We start from the raw sequence: 24,909 nt of genomic DNA on the forward strand, positions 1-24,909 counted from the left end.
CAGGGGCACGAAACCGAGAAAGCAGGAGTGTTGGTGACGCAGAAGACGCGGGGGACGAAGCAGGCCCCCACGGATGACACCCCCATCGGGCCCACCGGTCGCCCGTACCAGGGCTTCGCGACCCCTCCCAAACTCGACGGGCACGGCCCTGCGCGCATCATCGCGCTGTGCAACCAGAAGGGTGGCGTCGGCAAGACGACGACCACCATCAACCTGGCCGCAGGCCTCGCCTCATACGGCCGCCGCGTGCTGGCCGTCGACTTCGACCCGCAGGGTGCCCTCTCGGCAGGTCTCGGCATCCATACGCACGACGGCCCGACCATTTACGATCTGTTGCTCGACACGAAGCGCGACCCGCGTGACGTGATCGTGGCCAGCGAGGTCGAGGGCCTCGACGTCATCCCTGCCAACATCGACCTGTCGGCGGCCGAGGTGCACCTCGTCAACGAGGTCGCCCGCGAGACCATCCTCGCGCGCGTGCTGCGCAAGGTGTCGGGCGACTACGACGTCATCCTGATCGACTGCCAGCCCTCGCTCGGCCTCCTGACCGTCAACGCGCTGACGGCCAGCCACGGCGTGCTCATCCCGCTCGAGTGCGAGTTCTTCGCGCTGCGCGGTGTCGCGCTGCTGATCGAGACGATCGACAAGGTGCGCGATCGCCTCAACCCGTCGATCGAACTCGACGGTGTGCTCGCCACGATGTACGACCCGCGCACGCTGCACTCCCGTGAGGTGCTGGAACGGGTCGTCGAGGCCTTCGGCGATGACGTCCTCGAAACGGTCATCGGCCGCACCGTGAAGTTCCCCGACGCGTCGGTCGCCGGCATCCCGATCACCAAGTTCGCGCCCGAGCACCCGGCCGCCCAGGCCTACCTGCGGCTGGCGCGGGAGCTCGTGGCCCGTGGCGCCGTCGCCTGACGAGCCCGTCGAGAGCGACGGCGACGAGCCCACCACCGAGGCCGCACCCGACGAGTCCGGCTTCCGCGTCTCGCTCGGGGTCTTCGACGGCCCGTTCGACCTGCTGCTCACACTGCTCAGCAAGCATGAGCTCGACATCACTGAGATCTCACTCAGCAAGGTGACCGACGAGTTCATCTCGTATCTGCGCGGTCTCGAAGACGAGGAAGAACTCGAGCAGGCCAGTGAGTTCCTGGTCGTCGCCGCGACCCTGCTCGACATGAAGGTCGCGGGCCTGCTGCCCCAGGGCGAACTGGTGGATGCCGAATCCGTCGCCCTGCTCGAGGCGCGCGATCTGTTGTTCGCACGGCTGCTGCAGTACCGCGCGTTCAAGGAGGTCTCCGCGTGGTTCGGCCGGTGCATGGTGCGCGAGGACCGCCGTCACGTGCGCGCCGTGCGCCTCGACGAGAAGTACCGCCGCGCCGTGCCGGAGCTCGTGTGGACCCTTTCGAAGGAGGACTTCGCGGCGATCGCGATGCTCGCCTTCGCGCCGAAGGAGATCCCGCATGTGGGCCTCGACCACCTGCACGCGCCGCTCATCTCGATCCGCGAACAGGCCGCGGTCGTCGTCACGCTGCTGCGCGACAAACGGCAGCTGACCTTCCGCGAGCTGGTCGCCGGTGATGCGCAGCCGGGGATCGTGGTCGCCCGTTTCATCGCGGTGCTGGAGCTGTACCGCCACGCCGCCATCTCGTTCGAGCAGTTCGAGCCGCTCGGCGAGCTCACCCTGCGCTGGACCGCCGAGCGCTGGTCCGAAGAGAACCTCGCTTCGTTGGGAGCCGACTATGACCGATGAGACCGTGACCGAGCCGGACGAGGCGCCTGTCGTGCGCACGTCTGCCGACGTGGCGCGACGCCTGGAGGCGATCCTGCTGGTCATCGACGAGCCGCAGAGCCTCGTCCACCTGGCGACCGCCGTCGGCGCGCCGGTGCCCGCCGTCCGTCAGGCCGTCGAGACGCTCGTCGCCGACTACGACGGCGAGAGCGGGGGACCGCGCCGAGGATTCGAATTGCGCGAAGTGGGCGGTGGCTGGCGACTGTACGTGCGCGAGGAGCACGACGACCTGGTGAGCGAGTTCGTCAACGCACAGGCACCGTCGCGCCTGTCGCAGGCGGCGCTCGAAACACTCGCCGTCATCGCGTACAAGCAGCCCGTCACCCGCAGTCAGGTCGCCGCGATCCGGGCCGTGAACGTCGACTCCGTCGTGCGGACGCTCGTGGCCCGCGGGCTCATCACCGAACAGTTCACCGACCCCGAGACCGGGGCCATCAACTACGGCACGACCGACGCGCTGCTCGTGAACCTCGGCATCAACTCGCTCGACGAGCTGCCGCACATCTCGCCGCTGCTCGACGACGGTGCCGACGGCTTCGAGGGTGAGGTGCTGCGATGAGCTTCGAAGAGCCGACCGGCGTGCGCCTGCAGAAGGTGCTCGCGAACGCCGGCGTCGCCTCGCGCCGCGTGTGCGAGCAGTACATCGCTGAGGGACGCGTTCGCGTGAACGGCGAGGTGGTCACCGAGCTCGGCACCCGCATCGACCCCGAGCACGACCTCGTCGACGTCGACGGCACTGCCGTGCAGCTGGACGCCACGAAGCGGTACGTCGTGCTGAACAAGCCGACCGGTGTCGTCAGTTCCATGAAGGACGAGCAGGGGCGCCCCGATCTTCGCCGCTTCACGAAGGACTGGGAAGAGCGGCTGTACAACGTCGGCAGGCTGGATGCCGAGACGAGCGGCCTGCTCGTGCTCACCAACGACGGCGAGCTCGCGCACGTGCTCGCGCACCCCTCGTTCGGGGTCACGAAGGTGTACATCGCGAAGGTGCGCGGCACCGTCACGCCGCAGACGATCCAGCGGCTCCGCAAGGGCGTCGAGCTCGAAGACGGTCCGATCGCGGCAGACAAGGCGCGGTTGCTCGATGCGTCGGGTGGGACGAGCCTGGTCGAGCTGACCCTGCACTCCGGCCGTAACCGGATCGTGCGGCGGATGATGGCAGAGGTCGGCCACCCCGTGATCGATCTGGTGCGCCGCCAGTTCGGGCCGCTCCACCTGGGGACGCTCCCAGCGGGCAAGGCCCGTGAATTGACTACAGTGGAACGCGGCGCGCTGCTCACCCTCGCGCGCCAGGCCGCCCCGTCCGAGGGCGCATCCGCACCCGCTTCGGCGGAACCGTCTCGCCCGGAGTCACCGTGACCATTGCTTCCGCCCCCGCGCGTGCGCGCGCTGCGCGCACCGGTGGCACCGTACGCATCGTCGGCGCCGGCCTGCTCGGTTCGAGCGTCGGCCATGCGCTGCGGGGCCTCGGGGTCGATGTCGTGCTCGCCGATGCGTCGCCCGCGCAGCTCAAGCTCGCGATCGACTACGGGGCAGGGCGCGCGGCTGCCGACGGCGATGCGCCCGGCCTGATCGTGGTCGCCGTGCCGCCGGATGTCATCGCCGACGTCGTCGAACGAGAACTGGCCGACTATCCGGGTGCCGTCGTCACCGATGTCGCGAGCGTCAAGCTCGAACCGCTCCGTACGTTGCGCGAGCGCGGCGTCGACCTCACCCACTACATCGGGTCGCACCCGATGGCCGGTCGTGAGCGCGGCGGCGCGATCTCTGCGCGTGCCGACATCTTCGTCGGTCGGCCGTGGGTCGTCTGCCGTGACGAGGAGACCCCCGCCCGCGACCTCGCACTCGTCGAAGGGCTCGCGCTCGACCTGGGTGCCACCCCGATCGAGATGACCCCCGAGGAGCATGACCGCTCCGTCGCGCTCGTCTCGCACGTGCCGCAGCTCGTCGCGAGCCTGCTCGCCGGTCGCTTCGTCGACGCCCCCGGTGATGCGATGCGCCTCGCAGGCCAGGGGGTGCGCGACACCACCCGCATCGCGGCATCCGCACCCGAACTGTGGGTGCAGATCCTCGGCGCGAATGCGCAGCCGGTCGTCGACATCCTCGACGCGCTCGCCGCCGACCTCGGTTCGGTCGCCGACGCGCTGCGTGACCCCGACGGCCCCGGCGCCCGCCGCGCCGTCGCCGACACGATCCGCCGCGGAAACGACGGCGTCGAACGCCTGCCGGGCAAACACGGCCAGAGTCGGCGCTTCGAGCCGCTCATCGTCATGGTCGACGACACCCCGGGCCAATTGGGGCGCCTGTTCGGCGACCTCGGCGACCTCGGCGTGAACGTCGAAGACCTGCGCCTCGAACACTCTCCGGGTGCACAGTTCGGTCTCGCCGAGATCAGTGTCGTCCCCACCATCGTCCGCCAGGCCGTCGACGGGCTCACCGAGCGCGGCTGGAAGATTGCGAGCACGACCAATGACTGACACCCTCATCATCGCGATCGACGGGCCAGCGGGCAGCGGAAAGTCGAGCGTGTCGAAGCAGGCCGCGCGTGCGCTCTCGTATGGTTACCTCGACACCGGGGCCGCGTACCGGGCGCTCGCCTGGCACGTGCTGGCCCGCGGCACCGACACCGCTGACGAAAGCGCGGTGCTCGCCGCAGCCGATGACTTCGACTACGCCATCTCGCTCGACCCCGATGACTACTGGGTGCGTGTCGGCAGCGACGACGTCACCGCCGCGATCCGCGAGCCCCGCGTCTCGGACGCGGTCAGCGGGGTCGCCCGTGTGCCGGCCGTCCGCGAGACGGTCAACGCGCTGTTCCGTCGCCTCGTGGCCGAATCCGGCCGCCCCGGCGTCATCGTCGAAGGTCGCGACATCACCACCGTCGTCGCCCCCGACGCGCCGGTGCGCATCCTGCTCACCGCCGCACCCGAGGTGCGCGCGGCGCGACGCAGCGCCGAGCTCGTCGGTCACGACGCGCAGCAGGTGGCAGCCGCGCTGCACCAGCGCGACGCTTCCGACAGCAAGGTCGTCGACTTCCTTACCGCCGCTGAAGGCGTGAGCGTCGTCGACTCGTCGGATCTTGATTTCGACCAGACCGTGGATGCCGTCTTGGGCGTCGTCCGGACAGGAGTGCAGGGATGAGCCCGGCAGAAGAAGAGTACGAGGGCGGCCCCGACCAGCTCGCCGAGAAGCTCGCTGAGATCGACGACGAGCTCGCCGACCAGCGCGCCGAAGCCCTGCGCGCGTCGCTTGCCGACTACGAACTCGACGATGAAGACGCCGACCTGCTCGCCGGTCTCACCGCCGGAGGAGAGCCCGTCGAGGTGCTGCCGGCGCTGCCGGTCGTCGCGATCGTGGGGCGCCCCAACGTCGGCAAGTCGGCCCTCGTCAACCGCATCCTCGGCCGCCGCGAGGCCGTCGTCGAAGACACTCCCGGGGTCACGCGCGACCGCGTCATGTACAAAGCCGAGTGGATGGAGCGCCGCTTCACTCTCGTCGACACCGGCGGGTGGGAGCCGGATGCCAAGGGCATCGACCGCTCCGTCGCCGCGCAGGCGGAGGTCGCGATCGACCTTTCCGACGTCGTGCTGTTCGTCGTGGACGCGATCGTCGGCGCCACGTCGACCGACGAGCAGGTCGTGCGCCTGCTGCGCAAGGCGAACAAGCCCGTCTTCCTCGTCGCGAACAAGATCGACGATGCGCGACAGGAGCCCGAAGCCGCCGCGCTGTGGAACCTCGGACTCGGAGAGCCGCACCCCGTCTCGGCGATCCACGGTCGTGGTGTCGCTGACCTGCTCGACGAGGTCGTCAAGGTGCTGCCCGAAGTCTCGGCGGTCGCCAAGAACGAGATCGGCGGCCCGCGCCGGGTCGCGATCCTCGGCCGTCCGAACGTCGGCAAGTCGTCGCTGCTGAACAAGGCCGCCGGTGAAGAGCGCGTCGTCGTCAACGAGCTCGCGGGCACGACCCGTGACCCGGTCGACGAGATCGTCGAGCTCGGCGGTAAGATCTGGCGGCTCGTCGACACCGCCGGCATCCGTCGCCGCGTGCACCTGCAGCAGGGTGCCGACTTCTATGCGTCGCTGCGCACCTCGGCCGCGCTCGAGAAGGCCGAAGTCGCCGTCGTCGTGCTCGACGTCTCGCAGTCGTTGAGCGAGCAGGACGTGCGCATCATCGACCTCGTGCTCGAGTCCGGTCGTGCGCTCGTGCTCGCCTTCAACAAGTGGGACCTGCTGAACACCCCCGAACTCGAGAACCAGGACCGCCGCCGGTACCTGGAGCGCGAGATCGAACAGGACCTCGCGCATGTCGCGTGGGCGCCGCGCGTGAACATCTCGGCGCGCACCGGGCGTCACCTCGACAAGCTCGTGCCGGCGCTCGAGACGGCCCTGGAATCGTGGGATCAGCGCATCCCGACCGGCAAGTTCAACGCGTTCCTCGCAGAACTCGTCGCCGAGCACCCGCATCCGCTGCGCGGCGGCAAGCAGCCTCGCATCCTGTTCGGCACGCAGGCCTCGACCCGGCCGCCGACATTCGTGCTGTTCACGACCGGCTTCCTCGATCCGGGCTACCGCCGGTTCATCCAGCGGCGCCTGCGCGAGATTTTCGGCTTCGAGGGCACCCCCATCGTCACCAACATGCGGGTGCGTGAGCGCCGCCAGCGCTGACGTCGGTGCTGTGCAGGTGTGACAGGCTGGAGCGGTGACGATCGTGCCGCCTTCACCCGGTGAGCCGCGACGCCCGCACGGGCCGCGTGACCCGGGTGATGCCTGGGTCGTCGCCGACGACGGCACACGCTTCTGGGGACGATTCGGTGCTGCCGGACTGCTCGCGGTGGATGCCGAGCGCGGTGTGCTGCTGCAGCATCGGGTGTCGTGGAGTCATCACGGCGACACGTGGGGGCTACCCGGCGGCGCGCGTCACGAGGGCGAGTCCGCCGTCGATGGCGCACTGCGCGAGTCGGCGGAGGAAGCCGGGGTGCCGGTCGGCGCGGTGCGACCACGCTTCATGAGCGTCTACGACGTCGGCGTCTGGTCGTACAGCACCCTCGTCGCCGACGTGACCACGCCGTTCGAGCCCGTCATCAGCGACCCCGAAAGTCATCAACTCGCGTGGGTGCCTGTCGCCGAGGTCGACACGTACCCGCTGCATCCCGGGTTCGCCGCGTCGTGGAACCACTTGCGCGCCCTGCTGCCGGTGCGACCCGCCGTCGTCATCGACGCCGCGAACGTCGTCGGATCGGTGCCCGACGGGTGGTGGCGTGATCGCGCCGGTGCTGCGGCGCGGTTGCTCGACACGATCGCCGCGTGGGCGCGCGAGGGCGTGGATGCCGGTGGCCTCGACCTGCCGGAGCATCGCTGGTTCCCTGACGTGCACGTCGTGCTCGAAGGCGCGGCGCGGACGGCATCCGATATCGACGGGCTCCGTGTCGTGCGCGCCGCAGGCGAGGGCGACGACACGATCGTCGAGACCGCCGCCGACCTCGCTCGGTCGGGGCGTTCGGTCACGGTTGTGACGAGCGATCACGGGCTCGCCGATCGCGTCCGCGCCGGCGGTGCCTCGGTGCGCTCGGTGTCGTGGCTGCGAGAGCAACTGTGAGCGCGAATGACGCACCTGTCGGGCCGGCGCCGCGTGCCCGACGCATCGTCGGCGCCGTGCTGCTGCTGCTCGCGGTGACCGCGGGGCTGCTCGTGCACTTCGCGCTGCCCGACAACGCGGCGACCGACATCTTCGGCGACGTGCTGTACGCGGCAGCGGTCTCCCTCGCGCTGATGATCGTCGCGCCGCACTGGGTGCCGCCGCAGGTCGGGTTCGTGGCCGCCGTCTGGTGCCTCGCGGTCGAGCTCTTTCAGGGGACGGGACTGCCCGTGCAATGGGCGGCGGACTTCCCGCCGATCATGCTCGTGCTCGGCACGGTCTTCGACTGGCGCGACCTGCTGATGTACGGCCTGACGATCGTCTTCGTCACGGTGCTCGACACGATCATCTGGCGCCGTCGCCGCTGAGGTCAGTCGCGGCGTGCGCCCCGCGAGGCGGCGGATTCGTTCGCGCCGAACGGTCGGTCCTGCTGGCACTCCTCGCACCTCGGCGCGAACGAATCGAGTGGGGTTCGACGTCACCCCAGGGCGGATACGGCGACCTCGGACGGAGAGGCAGCCGCAAGCCTGCGGCGCAGGGATCGGACGAGCACGCGCATCCGGCTGCGCGACCAGACCAACCCGGCCCCCTTTCCGACCAGTGCCGCACCGGCCAGGTAGAGGAGCACTTGCCACCACGCGAACGGCGCCGAGAAGCCGGTTGCGATCGCACCGACGACGCTGATCGCCAGAGTTGCCATGACTGCTGCCGATCCCTGCGTGCACCCGCAGGCCGCGTAGTGCCGATTGAGGTCGCGTTCGATCCGGCGGTCCGACAGGATACCGCCGAGTTCGATTGCGTCGGTGCCAGCAGGCAGCCGGCGCTGCGCGAGCGATTCCAGGCTTGTGTGGTCGTGCACGATGTAGCGCATGATTCCTCCTTCGCGGGTCAGGGCAGGATGTCGTCGCGGGCGCGCGGCGTCGCCGTGATCCAGCGCCACACCGCATCGGCGTCGTCAGCGGTGAAGTTCGCCTCGCCGGTCGTCAGCAGATAGTTCACGAGCGTGGGACCCCACTCGGTGCCAAGGTTCGGCTTCCACATGATCTCGCCCGGATGCGTGTGCCCGTCGTGATCCAACCCGACGTAGTGCCCGACCTCGTGGGGTGGCACGTACTGGAAGACGGTCTCCGGGAAGCGGTCGCGGAAGGTGACGCCCGAGGGTCCGACGGCGTCGAGGTCTGGACGGTACCAGGTGGCCAGTCCGTGCAGCCCGGTGTCGACGTAGCCGAAGACGGCGATCAGCGGGACGCGCGACAGGTCGTCCTCGCCGGCGCGCCCGACCTCACGGAGCAGGTCGGTCTGTACCGATCCGTCGTCGATACCGGCATCCAGCGGCACGTATCGGGGCTCGGTGACCAGGAGATCGGCGACGTCGCCGAACGTGAACCGCACGCCCACCTGCGTGCCCTTTCGGGCGGTCAGCTCGAGCCGGCGGCGGAAGGTCTGGGTCTTCAGGGCGTACACCGTGAACGACGCGACGGCGTCTGCGCCGTCGGACAGGAACGTGTCGAGGTCGGTCTTGGTGACCCTGCTCGTCGTGCCGGTGTAGACCACCTCGCCCTCGAACTGGTTGCCGGTCCACTTGCCTTGGCACGATGTGAACCGCCCCGCCACTGCGTACAGGTCGATCGCGCCTTCGCGGTGCAATCTGTGCAGGAAGTCGCCGGATCGAATCGCGAGGCGATGAGGCTCGATCGCCATCGGGACGCCACGCAGTTCGCCGTCGAGCCCGATGCGCGCGCGGGAGCGTTCGCGTCGCTCCGGGTCGTCGCCGAACGTGTTGCCGAGGTAGCCGTCGATGAGTCGGGCCAGGTCATCCCTGGCCAACTGCTCGGCGGGACCGACATAGAACACGGAGCCCAGCACCCGGGTGACACTCGTGATCACCCGCAGCACGTTGAAGATGCCAAGGCCCTTCTGGATGCGGCACCAGTCCAGACTCAAGATGCCCATCACGAGGTCTACGACGCCTTGCACGGTGTCCTGTATCCAGTCCACGACGTCGGCGGCCCAGTCGAGAAGCCCCTTGAATGCGCCGAAGATTGCGCCGAACACGCTGCACATCGCCTTGCCGTAGATGCAGAACGACATACCGATGCCCGCCAGGAACGCGCCGGCTTCGCGGAGGATGCTCGCGATGTCGCCGATGAGATCGACAACGAGATCGAGCAGGCCCCCGACGGCGTCGAACACGTCGTTGACGAGATCCCATAGTGCCGACAGCGCGCGCAGGGGATCGGTGAACAGGCAGACCAGGAAGGTCACCACCCGCGTGATCACCTTCAGCACGAGGTCGACCACGACGCCCACGACGACGGTCACGATCTTGCAGACCAGGTATGACACCCATTTGACGATCGTGACGACGACCCAGGTCACGACGCGGACCACGATGGTGACCAGCCAGCAGAACCACTTGTTGCAGCAGGCGCACCACCACTTGCACTTGTTCTTCTTGCAGCGCTCCTCGGTCTTCTCGACCCAGTCCTCGATCGGCTTGCTGACCTGCTCCTCGATCTTCCGCTTCATCGTCTCGCACGCTTCGCGCGCCTCCGTGATGAAGCGGTTGACGGGCACAAGGACGTTCTCGGTCACCCACTTCGACACTTCGCGACAGACCACGTCGTCCACCCCCTTGCAAAGAGGAGGGCGAGCGCCGCGCCGTGATACGCGATCGCTTCAGTCGCGGCCGCGCAACCGGTCGATCTCGCGGCGCTCGCGCTTGGTGGGTCGTCCGGCGCCGCGATCGCGGACGGCCAGCTGCGCGACCGGTTCACGCGGTGGCGTGCGATCGTCGACCGCGAGGGCTGCGACGGGGGCGCCGACGCGCTTGGTCAGCAGCTGGCGGACCACGAGGATGCGGTCGAAGCCGGCGATCCGCACACGCAGTTCGTCGCCGATCCGCACCGGTTGGGCGGCTTTCGCCTTCTCGCCGTTGAGGCGTACATGGCCCGCGCGACACGCAGTCGTCGCGGCTGAGCGGGTCTTGTAGACGCGCACCGCCCACAGCCAGGCGTCTGCGCGGACCGAATCCGTCATGCCTCGGCCTTCGGTGCCCGCAACTGTCGCACGGCACCCCACGCGATGAGTCCCTGGCCGAGCGTGTAGGTGACCATGACGGTGACGCCCAACCACTCGGGCGTCTGCGGCACGAAGATCCGGAAGGCGAGGATCGTGTCGCTCGCGAGGAAGAACGCCCCGCCGAGGGCGACGGCGGGGGAGCACCGCGCAGACATGACCGCCGTGCCGCCCAGCACCAGTCCGTACACGGCCACGGCGACTGCGAGGGCGCCGAGCAGGGGCCACAGCACCGCGACGAGCACGATCCACCACACGGCATAGACGAGGGTCCACAGCGGCGGCCGGCGGACGGCGAGGTGCCGGGCGAACAGGACGACGTAGGCGACGTGTGCCAGGCCGAAGGCGAGGAGCATCGCCGGGAGTTCGTCGTCGAGCCCGGGGAAGAAGAATGCGGCGCCGTCGCCGAGCCACGACAGCACGATCGCGGCCAACAGGAGCCCGCCGGCGGGCGCGAGATCGGATCGCGTCGAAGCCGCGCCGAGGCGGATGCCGCGCAGGCCCCACAGCACAGCGAAGACGAGTGTCGGCATGAGGAGCAGCTTGGTCGGGTAGCTCCACGCGTGATCGAGCCCGAGGAGCACGACGTGGGCGAGCGAGACCAGAGCGTACGGCGTGAATCCCCAGGCGATCGTGGTGGGTCGGGTCTCGACGGCGGCGGTCACGTGGCTCCTTCGCGCGGACGGGCGGTGCACGGCGGCCATGGGCCGGTGTCGCCGCGCTCGACCAGACTAGTGCTCAGCCTGCGGCGATCCGCCGTTGCACGCGCTCGTGCATGGCGGCGTCGAACGAGACGATGCGCACCTCGTCCACGGCGGTCTCGGTAGCGAGGATCGTGGCGACGGCAGCGTCGACCGCGTCATCTTTCGGCCAGCCGTAGACGCCGGCGCTGATGAGCGGGAACGCGATCGAGGCGGCACCCAGTTCGTCGGCGACGGAAAGTGCGCGCCGATAGCACGAGACCAGCAGCCCACGATCACGTTCGCCCGCGCTGTGGTTGGGGCCGACCGTGTGGATGACCCATGTCGCGGGGAGGGCACCGGCGGTCGTCCACCCGGCATCCCCGGTTGCGAGGCCGTCGGGAAACCGGCGGATGCAGTCGGCGAGCACCTCGGGTCCGCCGGCGCGGTGGATGGCGCCGTCGACGCCGCCTCCGCCGCGCATCGCGGTGTTGGCGGCATTGACGATCGCGTCGACGCGCTGTGCAGTGATGTCGCCGAGCACGGCGGTGAGCGTGGGGCGGTTCACAGCGTGAGGCTCACGATCGGTCGCGCGGCGCCGGGGCGCGCGACCTCGGTGAATCCGGCGTCGAGGAACGTCGAGAGCGCGCCGTGGAACAGTTCGTTCGTGCTCGTCTTCTTCGCATCCGTGTCGATCGGGTAGCCCTCGACGACGCGTGCACCGTGCTCGCGCGCGTGTCGCACGGCGGCATCGAGCGGACGCGCGTTCAGGCCCTGCTTGCGGTGCTCGCGGCGCACCACGAAGCAGGTGATCGCCCAGACATCGGGGGCGTCGAGCGGTTCGGGTGAGGACGCGACGTTGCGGGTGCGTGCGAGCCGTGGCTGTGCGGGCCTGGGCGAGACCTTCACCCACCCGGCGGGTTCGTCGTCGACGTAGGCGATGAGCGCCGAGGTCGGCGCGGTGGCGAGATCGCCGCGAAGCCGTTCGCGCTTCTCATCGCGCGACGTGTCGTCGAACTCGCGACCGGTGAGCATGAACCACTGGCACCAGCAAGAGCCGCCGTCGCCGCCACCGGTCAGGGCGTGCTCCGCATCGGCGAAGCGTTCGGTCGTGGCGGGACGGATCGTGATCTCAGCCATGTCGTGACCGTAGCGGCGACGCCCGACATTCGGAAGGCCGGTCGTCGCACGATGGTTCGCGGCACCGCTCGAGAGCGGCTAGGATAGGGGAGTTGTCCGCAAGACGACATCCGGGATGTGGCGCAGCTTGGTAGCGCACTTGACTGGGGGTCAAGGGGTCGCAGGTTCAAATCCTGTCATCCCGACCGGGAAGAGGCTCGGAATCACGCAGAAATCGCGAGATTCCGAGCCTCTGTCGTTTCTGCAGCAGCACCCGAGTTGTGCACTCGTTGTGCAGTAGCGCGCGGAACGAGCGCTGAAGCGCTCTCCGCAGCACGTCGAGCAGCGTCACCGATCAGGTGCGTGTAGATGTCCGACGTGATCGAGATCGACGAGTGCCCGAGCCGCTTCGAGACGAGCGCGATGTCGGCACCAGACGCGAGCAGCAGCGACGCGTGCATGTGGCGCAGACCGTGCAGCGTCATCTCGGGTAGATCGGCAGCAGCGCGCAGTGAGTCGAACAGTCGCGTCACGTACTGCGGTCGCAGCGGCTCGCCGTTCTCGTACGTGAAGACGTAGCCGCCGCCCGGCCACGCGGCGTCCCACTGTGCGCGCTCGCCGCTCTGAGCGATCTGCCATGCGACGAGAGCACCGACAGCAGCGTCGTCGAGTTGCACGACGCGTCGACCCGCGCTCGTCTTCGGCGCGTTCTCGACGACGCCCGTCGACGTCTCGACACGAGTCGATCGGACGCTCAGTTCGCGACGCGCGAGATCGACGTCGACCCAGCGCAGGCCGACGAGTTCAGCGCGACGCAGACCCGTCAGCACAGCGACCTCGAAGAGCGCGCCGAGACGATGCTGCGATGCGTGATCGAGGAACGCGCCGACCTGCTGCGGCGTCCACGGCTCGAACTCGTGCGCGTCGACGTTCGGCAGACGCACGCCGCGCGCCGGGTTCGTCGCGATGATGTCGTCGCGCAGCGCTGCGGTGAGCGCACCCTGCACGACGGCGACGATGCGACGTACCGTGACAGCACCGCGCCCGTCTGCGATGAGCGAGTCGATGAACGCGCGCACGTGCAGACGCTTGATGTCGGTCAGACGCAGTCTCCCGAGCGCTGACGGCTTGATGTCGTTCGTGACGTAGCGGCGGTAGTTGTCGAGCGTCGACGGCTTGATGTCGCCGCGCTGCTCGCGACCAGTCAGCCATTCGTCGAGCCAGTCAGCGAAGCGCACGCGGCTCGTCTCGACGAAGTCGCCCGCATCGTGCTGCGTCTTCGCCTTCGCGAGCGCTGACTGCGCTGCGCGCTTCGTGTCGAATGTCGCGACGCGCGTCTGCAGACGCTTGCCTGCCGCGTCGAATCCGCGCGAGAGGTAGTAGCCCCACTTCCCGTGCTTCGCGCCGCTCTCGCGAGCGCTGACGAGCGCTGGGCACGCTCTCGCGATCTGCTCTGCTGTCGCGTGCTCGGGCAGATTGCCGTACGGCTTCCCGTCTGCGCGCTTGCACGCGCATCTGCTGTAGATCATCTGTCTTCCTCTCTTTCGGTTGGCCGTCTCAGTTGGACGGACGATTACGGGGCGCGCGACCCTGCGCCCAGATCTCTGCCGGGAGCGGCGCATCGCTGAGCGCATCCTTCGCCGCGACCGTCAGGGGAACGACGGGCGCCCACATCGGCGGCGGCTCGGCGCCGACAACCCGAGCATGCTCGATGTCCTCAGCGTGCATCGCTTCGAGTTCGACGCGAAGCGACTCAACCGCGCCCCGCCCTCGCGCGAGGATGCGAGCGCGCAGCGACTCGCTGACTTCGTCGCCCCGCGCCAGAGCGCGCCGCACAGCGTCGATCTCGTTCCGGTAGCGCGCTTCCGCATGCCGCTGCTCATTGAGCGCTTCGGCGGCGCGCTCGAACCGCTCGAAGATCACTGACTCGGGAATCGAGTCTGCGCCGCCCATCACAGCGTCGAGGCGCGCCACGATCGAGCCCTCCCCGTCACCGCCGAGATGCACGGGCGTCGGTGTGTCCACGATCTCGGCGACGGTGCAATGGAAGACATCGGCGGCTGCGACGAGTTCGGCGAACCGCATCGGCTGCTGCCCGCGCTCGACGCGCATGACGGCGGGCGGCTGCCAGCCCTGCCCGAGCCGTTCGCGCATCTGCCTTCCGAACTCGTCGATCGTCATCGGCTTCGGCGTCGTGGTCGTGCGCAGGTGCTTGATGCGGGCGCCGATCACTTCGTCAATCGGCTGTACTACTCGTTTGTTAGTAGGCATACACGCCACGATAGCAGAGCACGTATCGTCATGACTAGACACCCGACCAAAGGGGGACAACATGACCACCACAGACACGAAGCACGACACCGCGACGCCCGCGCTCGCTCGCGGCACGCTGACGCTCGATGACGTGCGAGGGCGCGCGACGATCTCGGTCGACGAGGCCGCATCGGTGCTCGGCGTATCGCGCTCGAACGCCTACGCGAGCGCTCGCCGGGGCGACACGTTCCCCGTGAAGCGCATCGGGCGTCGCCTGCTCGTGCCGGTGCCCGCGCTGCTCGCCTGGCTGGGCGAGTCCTGACAGATACGCGACTGAATCACTCGACGGAGGGCGAGACGCACATCATGACCACGACCCGAGCGCGCAGCACGCGCGACGGCTTCACGATGATCCCTGACTGGTTCGTCGAGAGCAGCGAGATCGCGCTGCACGACTACGCCGTGCTGATCGTCCTGATGAAGCACGCGCGCAGCACCGGGCAGTGTCATCCGGGCTTCGCGACGATCGCCGCTCAGGCGCGCATCTCGCGCGACAGCGTGAAGCGCGCGCTCCGCTCTCTCGAAGAGCGCGGGCTGATCGAGATCGAGCGACGTCGTGTCGGCACGAAGAACCTGCCGAACCTCTACACGCTGCACATCGAGCGCGCGCGGGTAGGTGCTCACAGCACCCACCCTGCAGATGAGCGATCGAGCGAAGTGGGTGCAGAGAGCACCCAGGTGGGTGCTGACAGCACCCAGGGGTGGGTGCAGAGAGCACCCCTAACGAGACTTAGCAACGAGACTCACGAACGAGACAAAGCGCACCGCTTCGCGTCGCGCGCCGATGACGACGTCGAAGCGACGAAGTCGACGAGAGCAGCGACTGCGTCTCAGCGTCGGTTCATCGACGATCTACGATCGCTGCTCGACATCGACGACGACGTCATCGTCGACAGCATCGACGACGCTCACGATCTGATCCGCGACTACTGGCAGCAGATCGAGCATCGACGCAGCCGCGACGAGTCGCTGCACGGTCGACTCGACGATCTCTCGCCCGCATCTCAGCGCTACGTGCGCGAGCACGGGCTGCTGCTCGACAACAGCGAACGGAGCGCGTCATGACAGCGCAACGGGTGCACTACTCGTGCACACACGACCAGGAAATCGCAGATCAGACGCGTGGCTCGTTGACTCAGTGTCAACCCTCCCGAGAGAGGATGACGACTGCATGAGCGCACCGATCAAGACCCCCAGGATCAATGCGCCGTGGCGCGAGCACACGACTGAGATCGCTGCAGCGCTGCGTGATCTCGCCGCGACGATCACACGACTGACCGAAGCCGCCAAGAAGGGAGAGCAGCAGTGAGCGACCTCAGACGAGAGATCGAAGCACGAGACGCGCAGCACGCGACGTCGTACTGGTTCGAGAGCGACGAGGCGATCGACGATCTCGTCGACGCGTACGAGCGTCTGCAGCAGAACGGCCCGTCGAGCGAGATCAGCAGCACGATCCGGCTGCTGCGCGAGCAGACGACGCTGACGATCGCGCAGACCGCGCTCGTGCTCGGCATCGACGAGCAGCACGCGCGCCAGTTCATCGAGAGCGGCGAGATCGAGACGCTGCGCATCGGGCGCACCGTGCGCGTGCTGACGCAGCCGCTCGCGCGTCTGCTCGGCGACACGTGCTCGCACTGCGGGCGGATTGGCGGTGAGTCGTGAGCAGCAGAACGTACGCAGCAGTTCACGCGCGACTGCGTCGTCGACGCGGTCGGGCAGTCGGGCAGCCGTGCGCAGCGCCAGAGTGCGATCGTCTCGCTACCGGCTGGGCGCTCGTGGGCGAGGCGATGATCTACGGCGAGCACGCGAGTCGTGCCGTGCGCTGGTCGACCGATCTCGACGACTACGCGCCGCTGTGCGACAGCCATAACGCGCTGCTCGATCACGGCGGCGACTGGGAGATGTGCCCGCGCGGACACGTGCGCGTCGTCTGGGGCAAGAAGCCGAACGGTCACTGTCGCGGGTGCGCTCGCGTGCAAGAGCGAGCGCGACGACGTCGTCTCGCGAGGAAGGAGAACGACGATGCGTGATCTGACGCTCTCTGAACTGCTGCAGCGCGCTCGCGTGCTCGTCGAGATGAAGCGCCCGTCGCTGCGCGAGGCGAAGACCCGGCGTGCTCGCGCTGTCAAAGCGTACGGGCAAGCGCTCGATCAGATGCCGCCGCGTCACGAGTTCGCGGTCAGCGCGTATGTGGCTGCTCTGACTGCTGAGGCTGCAGCGAACCGGGCTGATGCTCGCGAACTGCGCGAACTGCTCGCCGAGATCATCGCGCGAGCCACGAGAACGGAGAACAAGGCTTGAACGAGTCGAACAACGTTGGGGGCGATCGTCACAGCACGAGCGCCCGTCACGCCGCCGCCCAGCGGCAGAACGAAGCGCTGCGACTGCGTCTCGCGCGCATGTCGTATCGGCAGATCGCGCAGCGCGTCGGCTACGCCAACCCCGGCAGCGCGCATCGCGCCGTCGAGAAGGCGCTGAAGTCGATCCCGCGTGAGAACGCGACCGCGCTGCGCACGCTCGAAGTCGAAACGCTCGACGCTGCGCAACTCGCGATCATGCCGCGAGTTCTGCGCGGCGACCTCGTCGCGGTTGATCGGTTGCTGAAGATCATCGACCAACGCGCGCGACTGTTCGGCCTCTACGAGAACACGACCGACAGCGGCGTCGAAGAGTTCAAGGCCGTGCTCGTGCAATGGCGTCGATCGCTCGTCGCTGACGATCTCGACGACCCCGAAGAACCTCTGCCCGACGACCCCGTGCAGATCACCCAGAGAGAGGAAACACCGTGACCGACACGATCCCCTTCGCTGCAGCAGTGCAGCAGTACCGCACGGCGCTCGCGACCGCGATGCGCTTCAACGACGCGAACCTCAGCGAGCAGGGCAACGCGCAGCGTCGACGCGACATCGTCTCGAAGGCACGCGCCGATCTGCTCGCGAAGCGCCCGCTGCTCCCGCAGAGCGGCGAGTCTCGCGACAGCGTGCTCGCGTCGATGACCGCGACGACCGCCGACGAGATCGCTCGTCTGCAGCACGCACAGTCGAAGGTGCGCGCTCGACTCGACGCCGGTCAGCCGCTGTCGCGCATCATCGCTGACGCTGACGAGCAGACCGCGCTCGCGATCGCCGATCTCGTCGACACGCTCCCGCAGGTGCTGCAGTCGAACGACGGCGCAGCGATCGTCGACGAGACGCGCAGCCTCGTCTTCGACCGTCTCGCTGATCTCGGCGTCGAGCGTGCTGCGACGTCGCGCGACATGGCGCAGCGCAACGCGCCTGCGATCGCATGGCACGCTGCGATGACCGAAGCGGCCGAGCACGGCAACGCGTCGATCGGTGCATGGGCGAACGTGCATCGTGCCGACGCTGACGGCTACAACGCAGTGCGCGACTCGTTCGACGGTCAGGTCGACGAGTGGCTACGCCGACTGGATGCCACTGAAGGCTGAAGGCTGAAGGCTGAAGGCTGGAGGGTGGAGGCAGTTCGCGACCGCGACTGCCTCCACCGGTACTGCTACTCGCCCATGTCGAACAGCGGCGCGCGGGCTTCTGACTTCACCTCGGCAGACACTGGCGTGGTTTCGACACGCACCGCTTCAGCCCTATCGATCGCTGAGCCACGAGTTCGCTGCTCGACCTCGCCGGTGACGCTGAGCATTACTTTCGCCCCGTGGGCGCGCACGGCCTGGTCATACTGTTCGTCGCTCAGGTTCACCAAAATCGAGCGAGGGCGCCCGTCGATGCGGGTATGCAGGCGAATCTGTCGCTCGGCGTCTGCCTGCGACGAGCGTAGAAGCGTCACCTCGCCGCTCACTGTAAGAAGGCGTGGCTCCGGTGCCTGCTCGAAGTGCTGGCGAGCCCGAGCGATGACCTTGCCGTCTTCGGGGGTGAAGGCGAACTCCGCGCGATGAACGGGCATCTCGGCGAGCGCCAATTGGTCGTTCTCGTTGAACTCGACCACAATCGCTGACTCATCGCCGGTCGTGATCGGTTCCAGTGCTGCAAGGAGTTCGTATGAGACGCCGCTGCCGATCTTCTCATCGAATGCCTGAAGCGCATCCTTCGCGCCTCGACTCTCCTCGATGGCCGCAGACACTGCTCCCAGAGCGCCTACCAACGTGGCCGTGATCTGCCGCCCCGGGATGCGGGGATGCTTCTTCGACTTGGCGGATGCCGACTTGGAGGTCGCGAACGACTCTTCAGATGGAGTGAGCGCTGTAACTACATAGCTGCCAACTCGGGTCTGCCCCATGTAGCAGTGTCGTAGGTATTCGTCGGCGATCGTAGAACTCGCGTGGGCGAATCGCTTGCGTGGGCCGCTTGCGGTCTTGGCGGCGGTGGATAGAAGACCCCGCGCGCTATCGATCATCTGGTTTCCCGACTGCCACGCGATCAGACCGGCTTCGTTGTCGGTCTCGCGCTTCACATCGACTTCGTCCAGACGTCGGCTGATCATCACTCTTACAAGGTCGATCGCGCGTGCCAGATCGTCGCCGTGCAAGATCCGCAGCCGCTGTTCGAGATCGGTTAGCAGATCTTCGTAGTCGGGAGCATCGGGAATCAGTGGGAAGACTAGGCGAGTGTCGCGAAGTGCGGACATCTCGTGTGAATGCGTACGGGCCTCCCAGTAGTCGAGCGCATTTCGGAAACCACCCGTTCGCTGCCAACCGAGGCGTTGCAGCACTCGTCGGAGGACAATCGATTCTGGGGACGGGTCCGTCATGGCCTACCCCCCGCCCTGATGCGAGCCATGATCGCGCAAAGCGCGACGTCGTCGAAGAGGTTAGTAGCGGGCGCCGACACGCTGACGGTCTTTCCTGAGCGGGCGGGCGCGCCCTCCAGGCTCACCCAGTAGCAGCAGTGCTGCATGGTCGTGTGGGGATGGCCCGAGGCGAACCAGTCGTCAACGTCCTTGGGGAGATCCATGATGACGACAATCGAGGGCATCATCACTCCGGGGCGGCGCATCTTGTCGTAGCGCTTGAGAGACAGGTCTGCGCTTATCGCTGAACGATTCGCATTCCAACCGCTCGTCACGGCCTTGAGTTGTACGCGCAACGGCACGTCTTCGTCCCCTGGCAATTCGTGGGTGAGATCGATGTCGATGCCGTTGTCGATGATTGGGGCGCTGACATTGCAGCCAGCGGCAGCAGCGAGCGACTCGACGACGCCCAACTGAAACAACTCCATGCGGTCGGTGGCGCGGGTCGGCATGCCTCGAAGCAGCGGTGTCCCGGTCGACGGCTCGATCGCGTAGGGGAAGGCCGTCATACGAGCAATCTAGGGGAGACGCGCTGATGCTGCCCAATCCGGCGTGACAGGTGCACACGCGTTGCACGATCATCCCGGAAACTGCTGATCAGCAGCGTGGGACGTTGACGCGCTGTCAAGTAGCCGGCGGGCGGCTGACGGCTACAAGTGCTTGACGAAGTGCATCACCGAACGACAGGTGCTGAAAGTGACGAGTCGTGTATCGCTGCCACCGGGTCGGGTGTCGAGGGCCATCCCCAACTACGTAGACGGGCAGGCCGGACTCACGAAGAAGGTCGGTGAGCCAACGGACTTGCTCGCGATGGAGATCTCGGGCGATGCCGGTCGGCTCGCTGATGCCATAAGCGAGCAGAACCGCATCAGCGCGCTCAATTGCCTTCGCGATCGTGGGTCTTGCCGAGAGCCATGACTCGGGCGCGACTCCAGCGCGACTGATCTCATCGCTGCGATACGTCGGCAGAGAGAACAGATTGACGACATCGATAGTCGAAGTACCGAGCGCGGCGCTCGCCTGCTGCACGCGGCTGAGCGTGCGACTGCCGTCTGTTTCGCTGGGCGGGTTGGAGAGTACCGCGACGAGTCGTCGTGAGCCGTCCGGGTCAGACGAACGCTGGTTCACTGACCTCGTCTTCGTTCACATTTACGAGTCGACCGGACTTCGCATCGATCGTCCACCCCGCCTCGATGAGCGCAGCCGTAGCGTCGCGGAGATCAAGATCGGCGACGCTCCAGTCCTCGAACAGCGCGTGTCGAAGGAGTTCGAGGTACAGGTGGCTGGGCGACGGGTGATCGGCCTCAGCCAAGCGTCGAGTGACGTCCTGAATCTCTGAGCGGGAAGGTGCGTGCAGCCCAGGTGCGGGGTCGTTCGTCGCCGTCATCGTGAGGATGAGGTCCAGAGTCGCGACGTGCTCGAACCCGGAGGCCAAGCCCTTTACGCTGCGCTGTCCTTTATTCAGGATGGCGATCGCGCCCGGATCAATCCTGAGTCCTGCATTCGCAACTGCTCGCTGCACGAGAGCCCAGACCTTGCCGGAAGAGTTGCCGAAGACCATGCTGATCTTCCCGCCAGGCTTGACGATGCGACGGCACTCGCGCAAGGCGTCAGTCAGAAGATCCTCATATCGCCCTGCGGAGCGCTTGCTGTCGCGGCTTCGATCGATCACCGCCTCCTGATGGACATCAGTGAACTCGCCCAACCAGCCCTCTTGGAACAGAGCCATGTCCGCGTAGAAGAGGTTCGAGCCGAACGGGGGATCGGTGAAGACGTAGTCGACGCTCTCATCTGCATAGTTGAGAGAGGCTGCGCTCTGAGTGCTGTAAACGACGTCGGGTACTGCGTCTGATGTTCCGGTGAGTCGAGCCGTCTCAGCGCGAACCCACTGGTCCGACTTGATGACTGCGTCGACCTTGCGGTCGAAGAGGTCGAAGATGTTCCACTCGTAGAAGACCGCCGCCACGTAATAATTGGCATTGGCAGCATTGAGTGGGCGCTTGTGCGACCACTGATAGCGCTTCGATGCCCTAGTGAGAGTTGCAGTGAACGCGAACAGCAACTTCGAGCGAATCGCTGTGTTCGGCTCGCGCTCAATCTCTTCACGAAGTGTGGAGAGTGCGAGCAGGTTCCGCTTGGAGTAGAACGAGGCGACCGTGGTGAGCCCGCTCTTGCCGAGCGATTGAGCCTTGTACATCTCGCGATCCGGCGTGATCTCAACGCGGGGGTAATGTGCACCGCTGAGGTCGACGTCCGTGCTGTCGGGCGACGACGGCTGCTCGACCTGAGTCTTCGAACATGCGCTCTTCACATAGTCGACGACCGGCGCTTCGCCAACTCGGGCTGCGCGGCCCGTCAGGCTTGCGGAGCAGTGCGGGCAGGTCATTCGAGCCTTCGACCATTCGGCGTGCTTCAGCGAGTCATAGAAGTTGACAGGTTCGTGGCATTCGTTGCACTCGACGAGATAGCTCCACACCGTCTTCGCGAGTTCGCCGTCCTCACCGCACGATGCACATGTGACTGAGTACACGGTGCCCAGCCGTGCCTGCGCTCGTCCCAATGCATCGCTCGCGGCTTTGCGGACTGTCGTCGCGTCCACCAAGTTGACGTAGTTCGATCCGATGTGGCGACCCAGAACCGAGATGTCTGACAGAAGGGCCCGTCGCCCGCAGATCGCCGCAGCGACGCCTGTCATGCCCGAGCCTGCGAACGGATCAACGACGACGTCACCGGGCTTCGAGTACGCGCTGATGAACGGGACGATGGCGGGCACCGGCACCTTGGTCAGGTAAGCGTGAGCCATGTAGACGGGGTCGCCCCGTCCGACCAATATTTCCTCGGGCACGAGGTCGATGTTACTCATAGTCTGTAGCCTCATAGTCTTCAGGTTCGTAGCGTTGAGGGCGATGTCTCGCGCTCCGGAGTTGCCTTCGCCCACACACCGCGAAGCCTTCGGGCACCGGCTACGCGATCTTCGTCTCGCGGCTGGGCTGTCGCAGGAAGCACTCGCGGAGAAGTCAGGACTCCACCGTACCTACGTTTCTAGCGTGGAGCGCGGACATCGCAACGTAGGGCTGGACAACATCTACGCGCTCGCGGAGGCCCTGGGCTTGCCGGCTGCGCGGCTGTTTGGAGAACACAACTAAATGGGGTTCAAGGAACCGGACGATTTCGCGCGCTTTCTCACGATCGGGGCACACGCGGCCTCGGCCATATCGCGAGACCTGGAGCAGAATCACGGGCATCGCATCATCGAACTCGAGCGTTACGCACGCGCGAACAAGATCTGGCAGGTCAAGGTGAAGCGTATGCGCCTGCCCGATCTCATGTGTCTGCGCTGCGGCCGACGGTTCGAATCGAAGGGTAAGTCGGCGCTCGAACTCAAACTTTCTGACAGCGCAACGCCCGGGCGTGAGTGGTGGGCGGGAGGGATGCGACAGGACGACGTGTTCGGGTTCGTTCGAGTCGCAGTTCAGCCAAACCGCGTCGACGTCGGTCAGGTCGTCTACGTGACTCGCGAGGCGCTGCATGAAGCGAAGGACGCGCTCGTCGCCGGTCAGCGGAAGTCGGTCGCTGACGGCTCGGAGATCGCAGTGTCGTGGCCATCCTGGACTCCGACGAGCGGGGGGATCATCGATGTCCTGACTGATACAGAAATCGTGATCGAGAAGAGCGATGGTCGGCGTCAGACTTACCGAAACCACGCGAAGTGGCCGAGTCAGCACCCCTACCTGCCTCAAGGGGCCCACTTCGCTGCGGGCGACATGGTCGTTAGTTCCGTCGCTCCAGCAGACGTAGCGTGCGCGGGTGACGTGTGGGACTGGGAGGCTGATCTTGCGTCCCCGGACACCGATGACCGATTCGCGGCTGTGAAGGCGGCGCGTTGGCTCAATCGGGGAAGCGCTGACGACGCACTGCGCGTCCTCGCTCTCCAGTCGGGTGCCGATTGGCGAGTCGCCATCGAGGCCGCGGCGAGCCTGAGCCCGCACGAGCCCTCAATGGTTGATGTCCTTCTTCAGCACGCACTTTCGGGGGCGAAGGAAGGCGCGCCAATGGAAGCGGTGTTCGTCCTCACCGAACTCGCCTCGAATGATGCAGCAGAGGCATTGGAGCAGATCGCCGCGGACGTGACGCTTGCCTCGGAGTTGCGTTCGGCTGCGACATGGGGCTTGGGCCTCGGCGCTGCGGGACAGCCGGACCGCCTCATCGCATTTCTTGACGACCACGATGACCTCGTCGCGCTTCATGCGGGCGCTGTCGTGCCTAACCCGCTGACGAACTGGCTGAAGGCGGAACTTGAATCCTGGCTGACGAGCACGGATCTCAGGCGAGTCGCGTCTGCGGCGCATCTGCTGGCCAGACGGGGAGAGATTCAGACGCTGGTTACACACGCCCAGTCCGCGGCTGGGGACAACAAGGCACTCATTATCCGAGCCCTGGGCGATCTGGAGCGAGCAGACGTCGATCCCTATCTTGGTGGCGCAGATCACACGACGAAGTCAGCGCTATGGGCGCTCTGGGTGCGAGACGTTGATTGGCTGCGGGCGGACGATACAGACGGCGGACTGGAGATTCTTGAGCAGCAGTCGCTTGTGCTCTAGCGGCGAATCAATCGCATGTTCGAGACGAGGCCGAGATATTCGAGATGTGGCCACTGCTCGATCTCTCCGGTCGCGCGCTGCACGACCAGCCAAGGTCGGCCGATCTCGATGAGGCCGAGCGCTTCGTCGTCAGCGACGCGCTGCAAGGTCACGAGACATGCGTCGTGGTCTTCGAAGCCGTCGACAGCAACAGGCTCACCGAACTCGTGATCGACGATCGTGCGACACTCGTCAAACGTCAGCATGCTGCTCCCTTCGGGCGTGGCAACGGTACGTCAGGCAACGTCGCGGCGTTGTGCAGCGTGTTGTGCACACTGCACATCACGGCCCGCGACGAGACGTCACGAGAGTGTCGGGCGTAGCCGAGAGACGTCAACTCCCGACTACGTCCCGACACTCGACGACACGAGACGAGATGTCGTCTCGATGTCTGGGGGTCAAGGGGTCGCAGGTTCAAATCCTGTCATCCCGACCGGACGAGGCCCGGAATCTCAACAGAGGTTCCGGGCCTTCTGCATGTTCCAAATCAGCGGAGGACTCCTAAAGGACTCCGGTTATCAACGGATGTCTCTGCTGTCCGCCAAGATAGGTGGCGTGGGGGAACCAGTAGCCGATCCGCAAGAATCCGGACGACAGAGACGTCGTCGCGCGCGTCCGCCTAGGTGTGATGTCCAGGCAGGTTGTTGAGTCTGCTGATCGGTGTCCCGCCGATCGCGGAGTGTCGCCTGTGCTGATTGTAGAAGTGGATCCAGCCCGGTAGGGCGTCGCGCCGCTCGGTCTCGGAAGTGTAGAGCTTCGCGTAGGCCCATCCGTCGGCGAGGGTGCGGTGGAAGCGCTCGATCTTCCCGTTGGTCTGGGGTCGGTAAGGGCGGGTGCGTTTGTGGCGGATGCTGAGCTCGGAGCAGGCATCTCGCCAGGCGTAGGAGCGGTA

33 protein-coding genes and 1 tRNA gene are annotated in these 24,909 nt (G+C 66.7%); 20 read left to right on the forward strand and 14 right to left on the reverse strand.

All coding sequences use genetic code 11. The features are described from left to right. The first annotated feature begins 33 nt into the window (after positions 1-33). From AC3ENX_RS10525 to AC3ENX_RS10565, 9 genes are read left to right on the forward strand one after another with little or no spacing between them, the layout of a single operon-like run. Positions 34-918 carry a ParA family protein gene (locus tag AC3ENX_RS10525; protein WP_434811832.1) on the forward strand — a complete coding sequence of 295 codons (885 nt, stop codon included), beginning with the start codon at positions 34-36 and terminating at the stop codon, positions 916-918. Further along, a complete protein-coding gene (locus AC3ENX_RS10530) occupies positions 902-1,753 on the forward strand; it encodes a segregation and condensation protein A (RefSeq protein ID WP_434811833.1) in 852 nt (283 codons plus the stop codon). Before AC3ENX_RS10525 ends, AC3ENX_RS10530 begins: the two co-directional genes overlap by 17 nt. Next, on the forward strand, positions 1,743-2,351 hold the full coding sequence (gene scpB / locus AC3ENX_RS10535; protein ID WP_434811834.1) for an SMC-Scp complex subunit ScpB: 609 nt from the start codon (positions 1,743-1,745) through the stop codon (positions 2,349-2,351). Before AC3ENX_RS10530 ends, scpB begins: the two co-directional genes overlap by 11 nt. Next, the gene (locus AC3ENX_RS10540) at positions 2,348-3,151 is read left to right on the forward strand and encodes a pseudouridine synthase (RefSeq protein WP_434811835.1); all 804 of its coding nucleotides are present in this window, start codon (positions 2,348-2,350) and stop codon (positions 3,149-3,151) included. Before scpB ends, AC3ENX_RS10540 begins: the two co-directional genes overlap by 4 nt. Continuing rightward, on the forward strand, positions 3,148-4,269 hold the full coding sequence (locus AC3ENX_RS10545; RefSeq protein ID WP_434811836.1) for a prephenate dehydrogenase: 1,122 nt from the start codon (positions 3,148-3,150) through the stop codon (positions 4,267-4,269). The genes AC3ENX_RS10540 and AC3ENX_RS10545 overlap by 4 nt, the downstream gene beginning before the upstream one ends. Next, on the forward strand, positions 4,262-4,933 hold the full coding sequence (gene cmk, locus AC3ENX_RS10550) for a (d)CMP kinase (RefSeq protein ID WP_434811837.1): 672 nt from the start codon (positions 4,262-4,264) through the stop codon (positions 4,931-4,933). Before AC3ENX_RS10545 ends, cmk begins: the two co-directional genes overlap by 8 nt. Then, positions 4,930-6,456 (forward strand): ribosome biogenesis GTPase Der, encoded by a 1,527-nt coding sequence (gene der / locus AC3ENX_RS10555; RefSeq protein WP_434811838.1) that lies wholly within the window; start codon positions 4,930-4,932, stop codon positions 6,454-6,456. Before cmk ends, der begins: the two co-directional genes overlap by 4 nt. A gap of 34 nt (positions 6,457-6,490) precedes the next feature. After that, entirely contained in the window at positions 6,491-7,387 is an 897-nt protein-coding gene (locus tag AC3ENX_RS10560) for an NUDIX domain-containing protein (protein WP_434811839.1), read from the forward strand. Further along, positions 7,384-7,794: a ribosomal maturation YjgA family protein gene (locus AC3ENX_RS10565; protein WP_434811840.1), complete on the forward strand. Its 411-nt coding sequence runs from the start codon at positions 7,384-7,386 to the stop codon at positions 7,792-7,794. The genes AC3ENX_RS10560 and AC3ENX_RS10565 overlap by 4 nt, the downstream gene beginning before the upstream one ends. A gap of 110 nt (positions 7,795-7,904) precedes the next feature. Here the strand turns inward: AC3ENX_RS10565 and AC3ENX_RS10570 are convergent, their stop codons facing one another. The 6 genes from AC3ENX_RS10570 to AC3ENX_RS10595 all read right to left on the reverse strand — a co-directional run bounded on the left by AC3ENX_RS10570 (position 7,905) and on the right by AC3ENX_RS10595 (position 12,324). After that, positions 7,905-8,297: a hypothetical protein gene (locus AC3ENX_RS10570; protein WP_434811841.1), complete on the reverse strand. Its 393-nt coding sequence runs from the start codon at positions 8,295-8,297 to the stop codon at positions 7,905-7,907. Between the two features lie 17 nt (positions 8,298-8,314). Then, positions 8,315-10,021: a hypothetical protein gene (locus AC3ENX_RS10575; protein ID WP_434811842.1), complete on the reverse strand. Its 1,707-nt coding sequence runs from the start codon at positions 10,019-10,021 to the stop codon at positions 8,315-8,317. A gap of 84 nt (positions 10,022-10,105) precedes the next feature. Next, positions 10,106-10,465, reverse strand: coding sequence for an RNA-binding S4 domain-containing protein (locus AC3ENX_RS10580; protein ID WP_434811843.1), 360 nt, complete (start codon positions 10,463-10,465; stop codon positions 10,106-10,108). Then, the gene (locus AC3ENX_RS10585; RefSeq protein ID WP_434811844.1) at positions 10,462-11,169 is read right to left on the reverse strand and encodes a lysoplasmalogenase; all 708 of its coding nucleotides are present in this window, start codon (positions 11,167-11,169) and stop codon (positions 10,462-10,464) included. Before AC3ENX_RS10585 ends, AC3ENX_RS10580 begins: the two co-directional genes overlap by 4 nt. Positions 11,170-11,242: 73 nt before the next feature. Continuing rightward, positions 11,243-11,752 (reverse strand): O-acetyl-ADP-ribose deacetylase, encoded by a 510-nt coding sequence (locus AC3ENX_RS10590; RefSeq protein ID WP_434811845.1) that lies wholly within the window; start codon positions 11,750-11,752, stop codon positions 11,243-11,245. After that, positions 11,749-12,324: a GNAT family N-acetyltransferase gene (locus AC3ENX_RS10595; protein WP_434811846.1), complete on the reverse strand. Its 576-nt coding sequence runs from the start codon at positions 12,322-12,324 to the stop codon at positions 11,749-11,751. The genes AC3ENX_RS10590 and AC3ENX_RS10595 overlap by 4 nt, the downstream gene beginning before the upstream one ends. 111 nt (positions 12,325-12,435) lie before the next feature. On the opposite strand from AC3ENX_RS10595, the gene AC3ENX_RS10600 reads away from it, so the two are divergent. Further along, a tRNA-Pro gene (locus AC3ENX_RS10600) sits at positions 12,436-12,509 on the forward strand. A gap of 18 nt (positions 12,510-12,527) precedes the next feature. Here the strand turns inward: AC3ENX_RS10600 and AC3ENX_RS10605 are convergent. Together AC3ENX_RS10605 and AC3ENX_RS10610 are read right to left on the reverse strand one after the other, a co-directional pair. Further along, positions 12,528-13,832, reverse strand: coding sequence for a site-specific integrase (locus AC3ENX_RS10605; RefSeq protein ID WP_434811847.1), 1,305 nt, complete (start codon positions 13,830-13,832; stop codon positions 12,528-12,530). A gap of 28 nt (positions 13,833-13,860) precedes the next feature. Then, a complete protein-coding gene (locus AC3ENX_RS10610) occupies positions 13,861-14,574 on the reverse strand; it encodes a hypothetical protein (protein ID WP_434811848.1) in 714 nt (237 codons plus the stop codon). 61 nt (positions 14,575-14,635) lie between these two features. Here AC3ENX_RS10610 and AC3ENX_RS10615 point away from each other — a divergent pair, with 61 nt between their 5' ends. The 8 genes from AC3ENX_RS10615 to AC3ENX_RS10650 all read left to right on the forward strand — a co-directional run bounded on the left by AC3ENX_RS10615 (position 14,636) and on the right by AC3ENX_RS10650 (position 18,064). Then, positions 14,636-14,878, forward strand: a complete 243-nt coding sequence (locus AC3ENX_RS10615; protein WP_434811849.1) for a helix-turn-helix domain-containing protein — start codon at positions 14,636-14,638, stop codon at positions 14,876-14,878. Between the two features lie 44 nt (positions 14,879-14,922). Then, positions 14,923-15,681 carry a helix-turn-helix domain-containing protein gene (locus tag AC3ENX_RS10620; protein WP_434811850.1) on the forward strand — a complete coding sequence of 253 codons (759 nt, stop codon included), beginning with the start codon at positions 14,923-14,925 and terminating at the stop codon, positions 15,679-15,681. A 106-nt stretch (positions 15,682-15,787) separates the two neighbouring features. After that, positions 15,788-15,925, forward strand: coding sequence for a hypothetical protein (locus AC3ENX_RS10625; RefSeq protein ID WP_434811851.1), 138 nt, complete (start codon positions 15,788-15,790; stop codon positions 15,923-15,925). Beyond that, complete coding sequence (locus AC3ENX_RS10630; RefSeq protein ID WP_434811852.1) at positions 15,922-16,278, forward strand: helix-turn-helix domain-containing protein; 357 nt, start codon at positions 15,922-15,924, stop codon at positions 16,276-16,278. Before AC3ENX_RS10625 ends, AC3ENX_RS10630 begins: the two co-directional genes overlap by 4 nt. Further along, positions 16,275-16,646: a hypothetical protein gene (locus AC3ENX_RS10635; RefSeq protein ID WP_434811853.1), complete on the forward strand. Its 372-nt coding sequence runs from the start codon at positions 16,275-16,277 to the stop codon at positions 16,644-16,646. The genes AC3ENX_RS10630 and AC3ENX_RS10635 overlap by 4 nt, the downstream gene beginning before the upstream one ends. Continuing rightward, a complete protein-coding gene (locus AC3ENX_RS10640; protein ID WP_434811854.1) occupies positions 16,639-16,917 on the forward strand; it encodes a hypothetical protein in 279 nt (92 codons plus the stop codon). The genes AC3ENX_RS10635 and AC3ENX_RS10640 overlap by 8 nt, the downstream gene beginning before the upstream one ends. Further along, positions 16,914-17,405, forward strand: a complete 492-nt coding sequence (locus tag AC3ENX_RS10645; RefSeq protein ID WP_434811855.1) for a hypothetical protein — start codon at positions 16,914-16,916, stop codon at positions 17,403-17,405. The genes AC3ENX_RS10640 and AC3ENX_RS10645 overlap by 4 nt, the downstream gene beginning before the upstream one ends. Then, the gene (locus AC3ENX_RS10650) at positions 17,402-18,064 is read left to right on the forward strand and encodes a hypothetical protein (RefSeq protein ID WP_434811856.1); all 663 of its coding nucleotides are present in this window, start codon (positions 17,402-17,404) and stop codon (positions 18,062-18,064) included. The genes AC3ENX_RS10645 and AC3ENX_RS10650 overlap by 4 nt, the downstream gene beginning before the upstream one ends. A 65-nt stretch (positions 18,065-18,129) precedes the next feature. Here the strand turns inward: AC3ENX_RS10650 and AC3ENX_RS10655 are convergent, their stop codons facing one another. The 4 genes from AC3ENX_RS10655 to AC3ENX_RS10670 all read right to left on the reverse strand — a co-directional run bounded on the left by AC3ENX_RS10655 (position 18,130) and on the right by AC3ENX_RS10670 (position 22,240). After that, positions 18,130-19,338 (reverse strand): hypothetical protein, encoded by a 1,209-nt coding sequence (locus tag AC3ENX_RS10655; protein ID WP_488184912.1) that lies wholly within the window; start codon positions 19,336-19,338, stop codon positions 18,130-18,132. Then, a complete protein-coding gene (locus AC3ENX_RS10660) occupies positions 19,335-19,886 on the reverse strand; it encodes a DUF4365 domain-containing protein (protein ID WP_434811858.1) in 552 nt (183 codons plus the stop codon). The genes AC3ENX_RS10655 and AC3ENX_RS10660 overlap by 4 nt, the downstream gene beginning before the upstream one ends. Before the next feature lie 115 nt (positions 19,887-20,001). Then, positions 20,002-20,505: a DUF1643 domain-containing protein gene (locus tag AC3ENX_RS10665; RefSeq protein WP_434811859.1), complete on the reverse strand. Its 504-nt coding sequence runs from the start codon at positions 20,503-20,505 to the stop codon at positions 20,002-20,004. Then, entirely contained in the window at positions 20,486-22,240 is a 1,755-nt protein-coding gene (locus AC3ENX_RS10670; protein WP_434811860.1) for a DNA methyltransferase, read from the reverse strand. Before AC3ENX_RS10670 ends, AC3ENX_RS10665 begins: the two co-directional genes overlap by 20 nt. 43 nt (positions 22,241-22,283) lie before the next feature. Here AC3ENX_RS10670 and AC3ENX_RS10675 point away from each other — a divergent pair, with 43 nt between their 5' ends. After that, positions 22,284-22,523 carry a helix-turn-helix domain-containing protein gene (locus AC3ENX_RS10675; RefSeq protein ID WP_434811861.1) on the forward strand — a complete coding sequence of 80 codons (240 nt, stop codon included), beginning with the start codon at positions 22,284-22,286 and terminating at the stop codon, positions 22,521-22,523. Further along, complete coding sequence (locus AC3ENX_RS10680) at positions 22,524-23,978, forward strand: hypothetical protein (RefSeq protein ID WP_434811862.1); 1,455 nt, start codon at positions 22,524-22,526, stop codon at positions 23,976-23,978. It begins immediately after the preceding gene. Here AC3ENX_RS10680 and AC3ENX_RS10685 read toward each other — a convergent pair. Together AC3ENX_RS10685 and AC3ENX_RS10690 are read right to left on the reverse strand one after the other, a co-directional pair. After that, a complete protein-coding gene (locus AC3ENX_RS10685) occupies positions 23,975-24,223 on the reverse strand; it encodes a hypothetical protein (RefSeq protein WP_434811863.1) in 249 nt (82 codons plus the stop codon). The two genes, AC3ENX_RS10680 and AC3ENX_RS10685, sit on opposite strands and share 4 nt — an antisense overlap. A gap of 413 nt (positions 24,224-24,636) precedes the next feature. Continuing rightward, positions 24,637-24,909, reverse strand: a 273-nt coding sequence (locus AC3ENX_RS10690) for an integrase core domain-containing protein (protein ID WP_434811864.1), incomplete at its 5' end; no start/stop codon positions are given.

The sequence above is a fragment of the Microbacterium sp. bgisy189 genome (assembly GCF_057707225.1).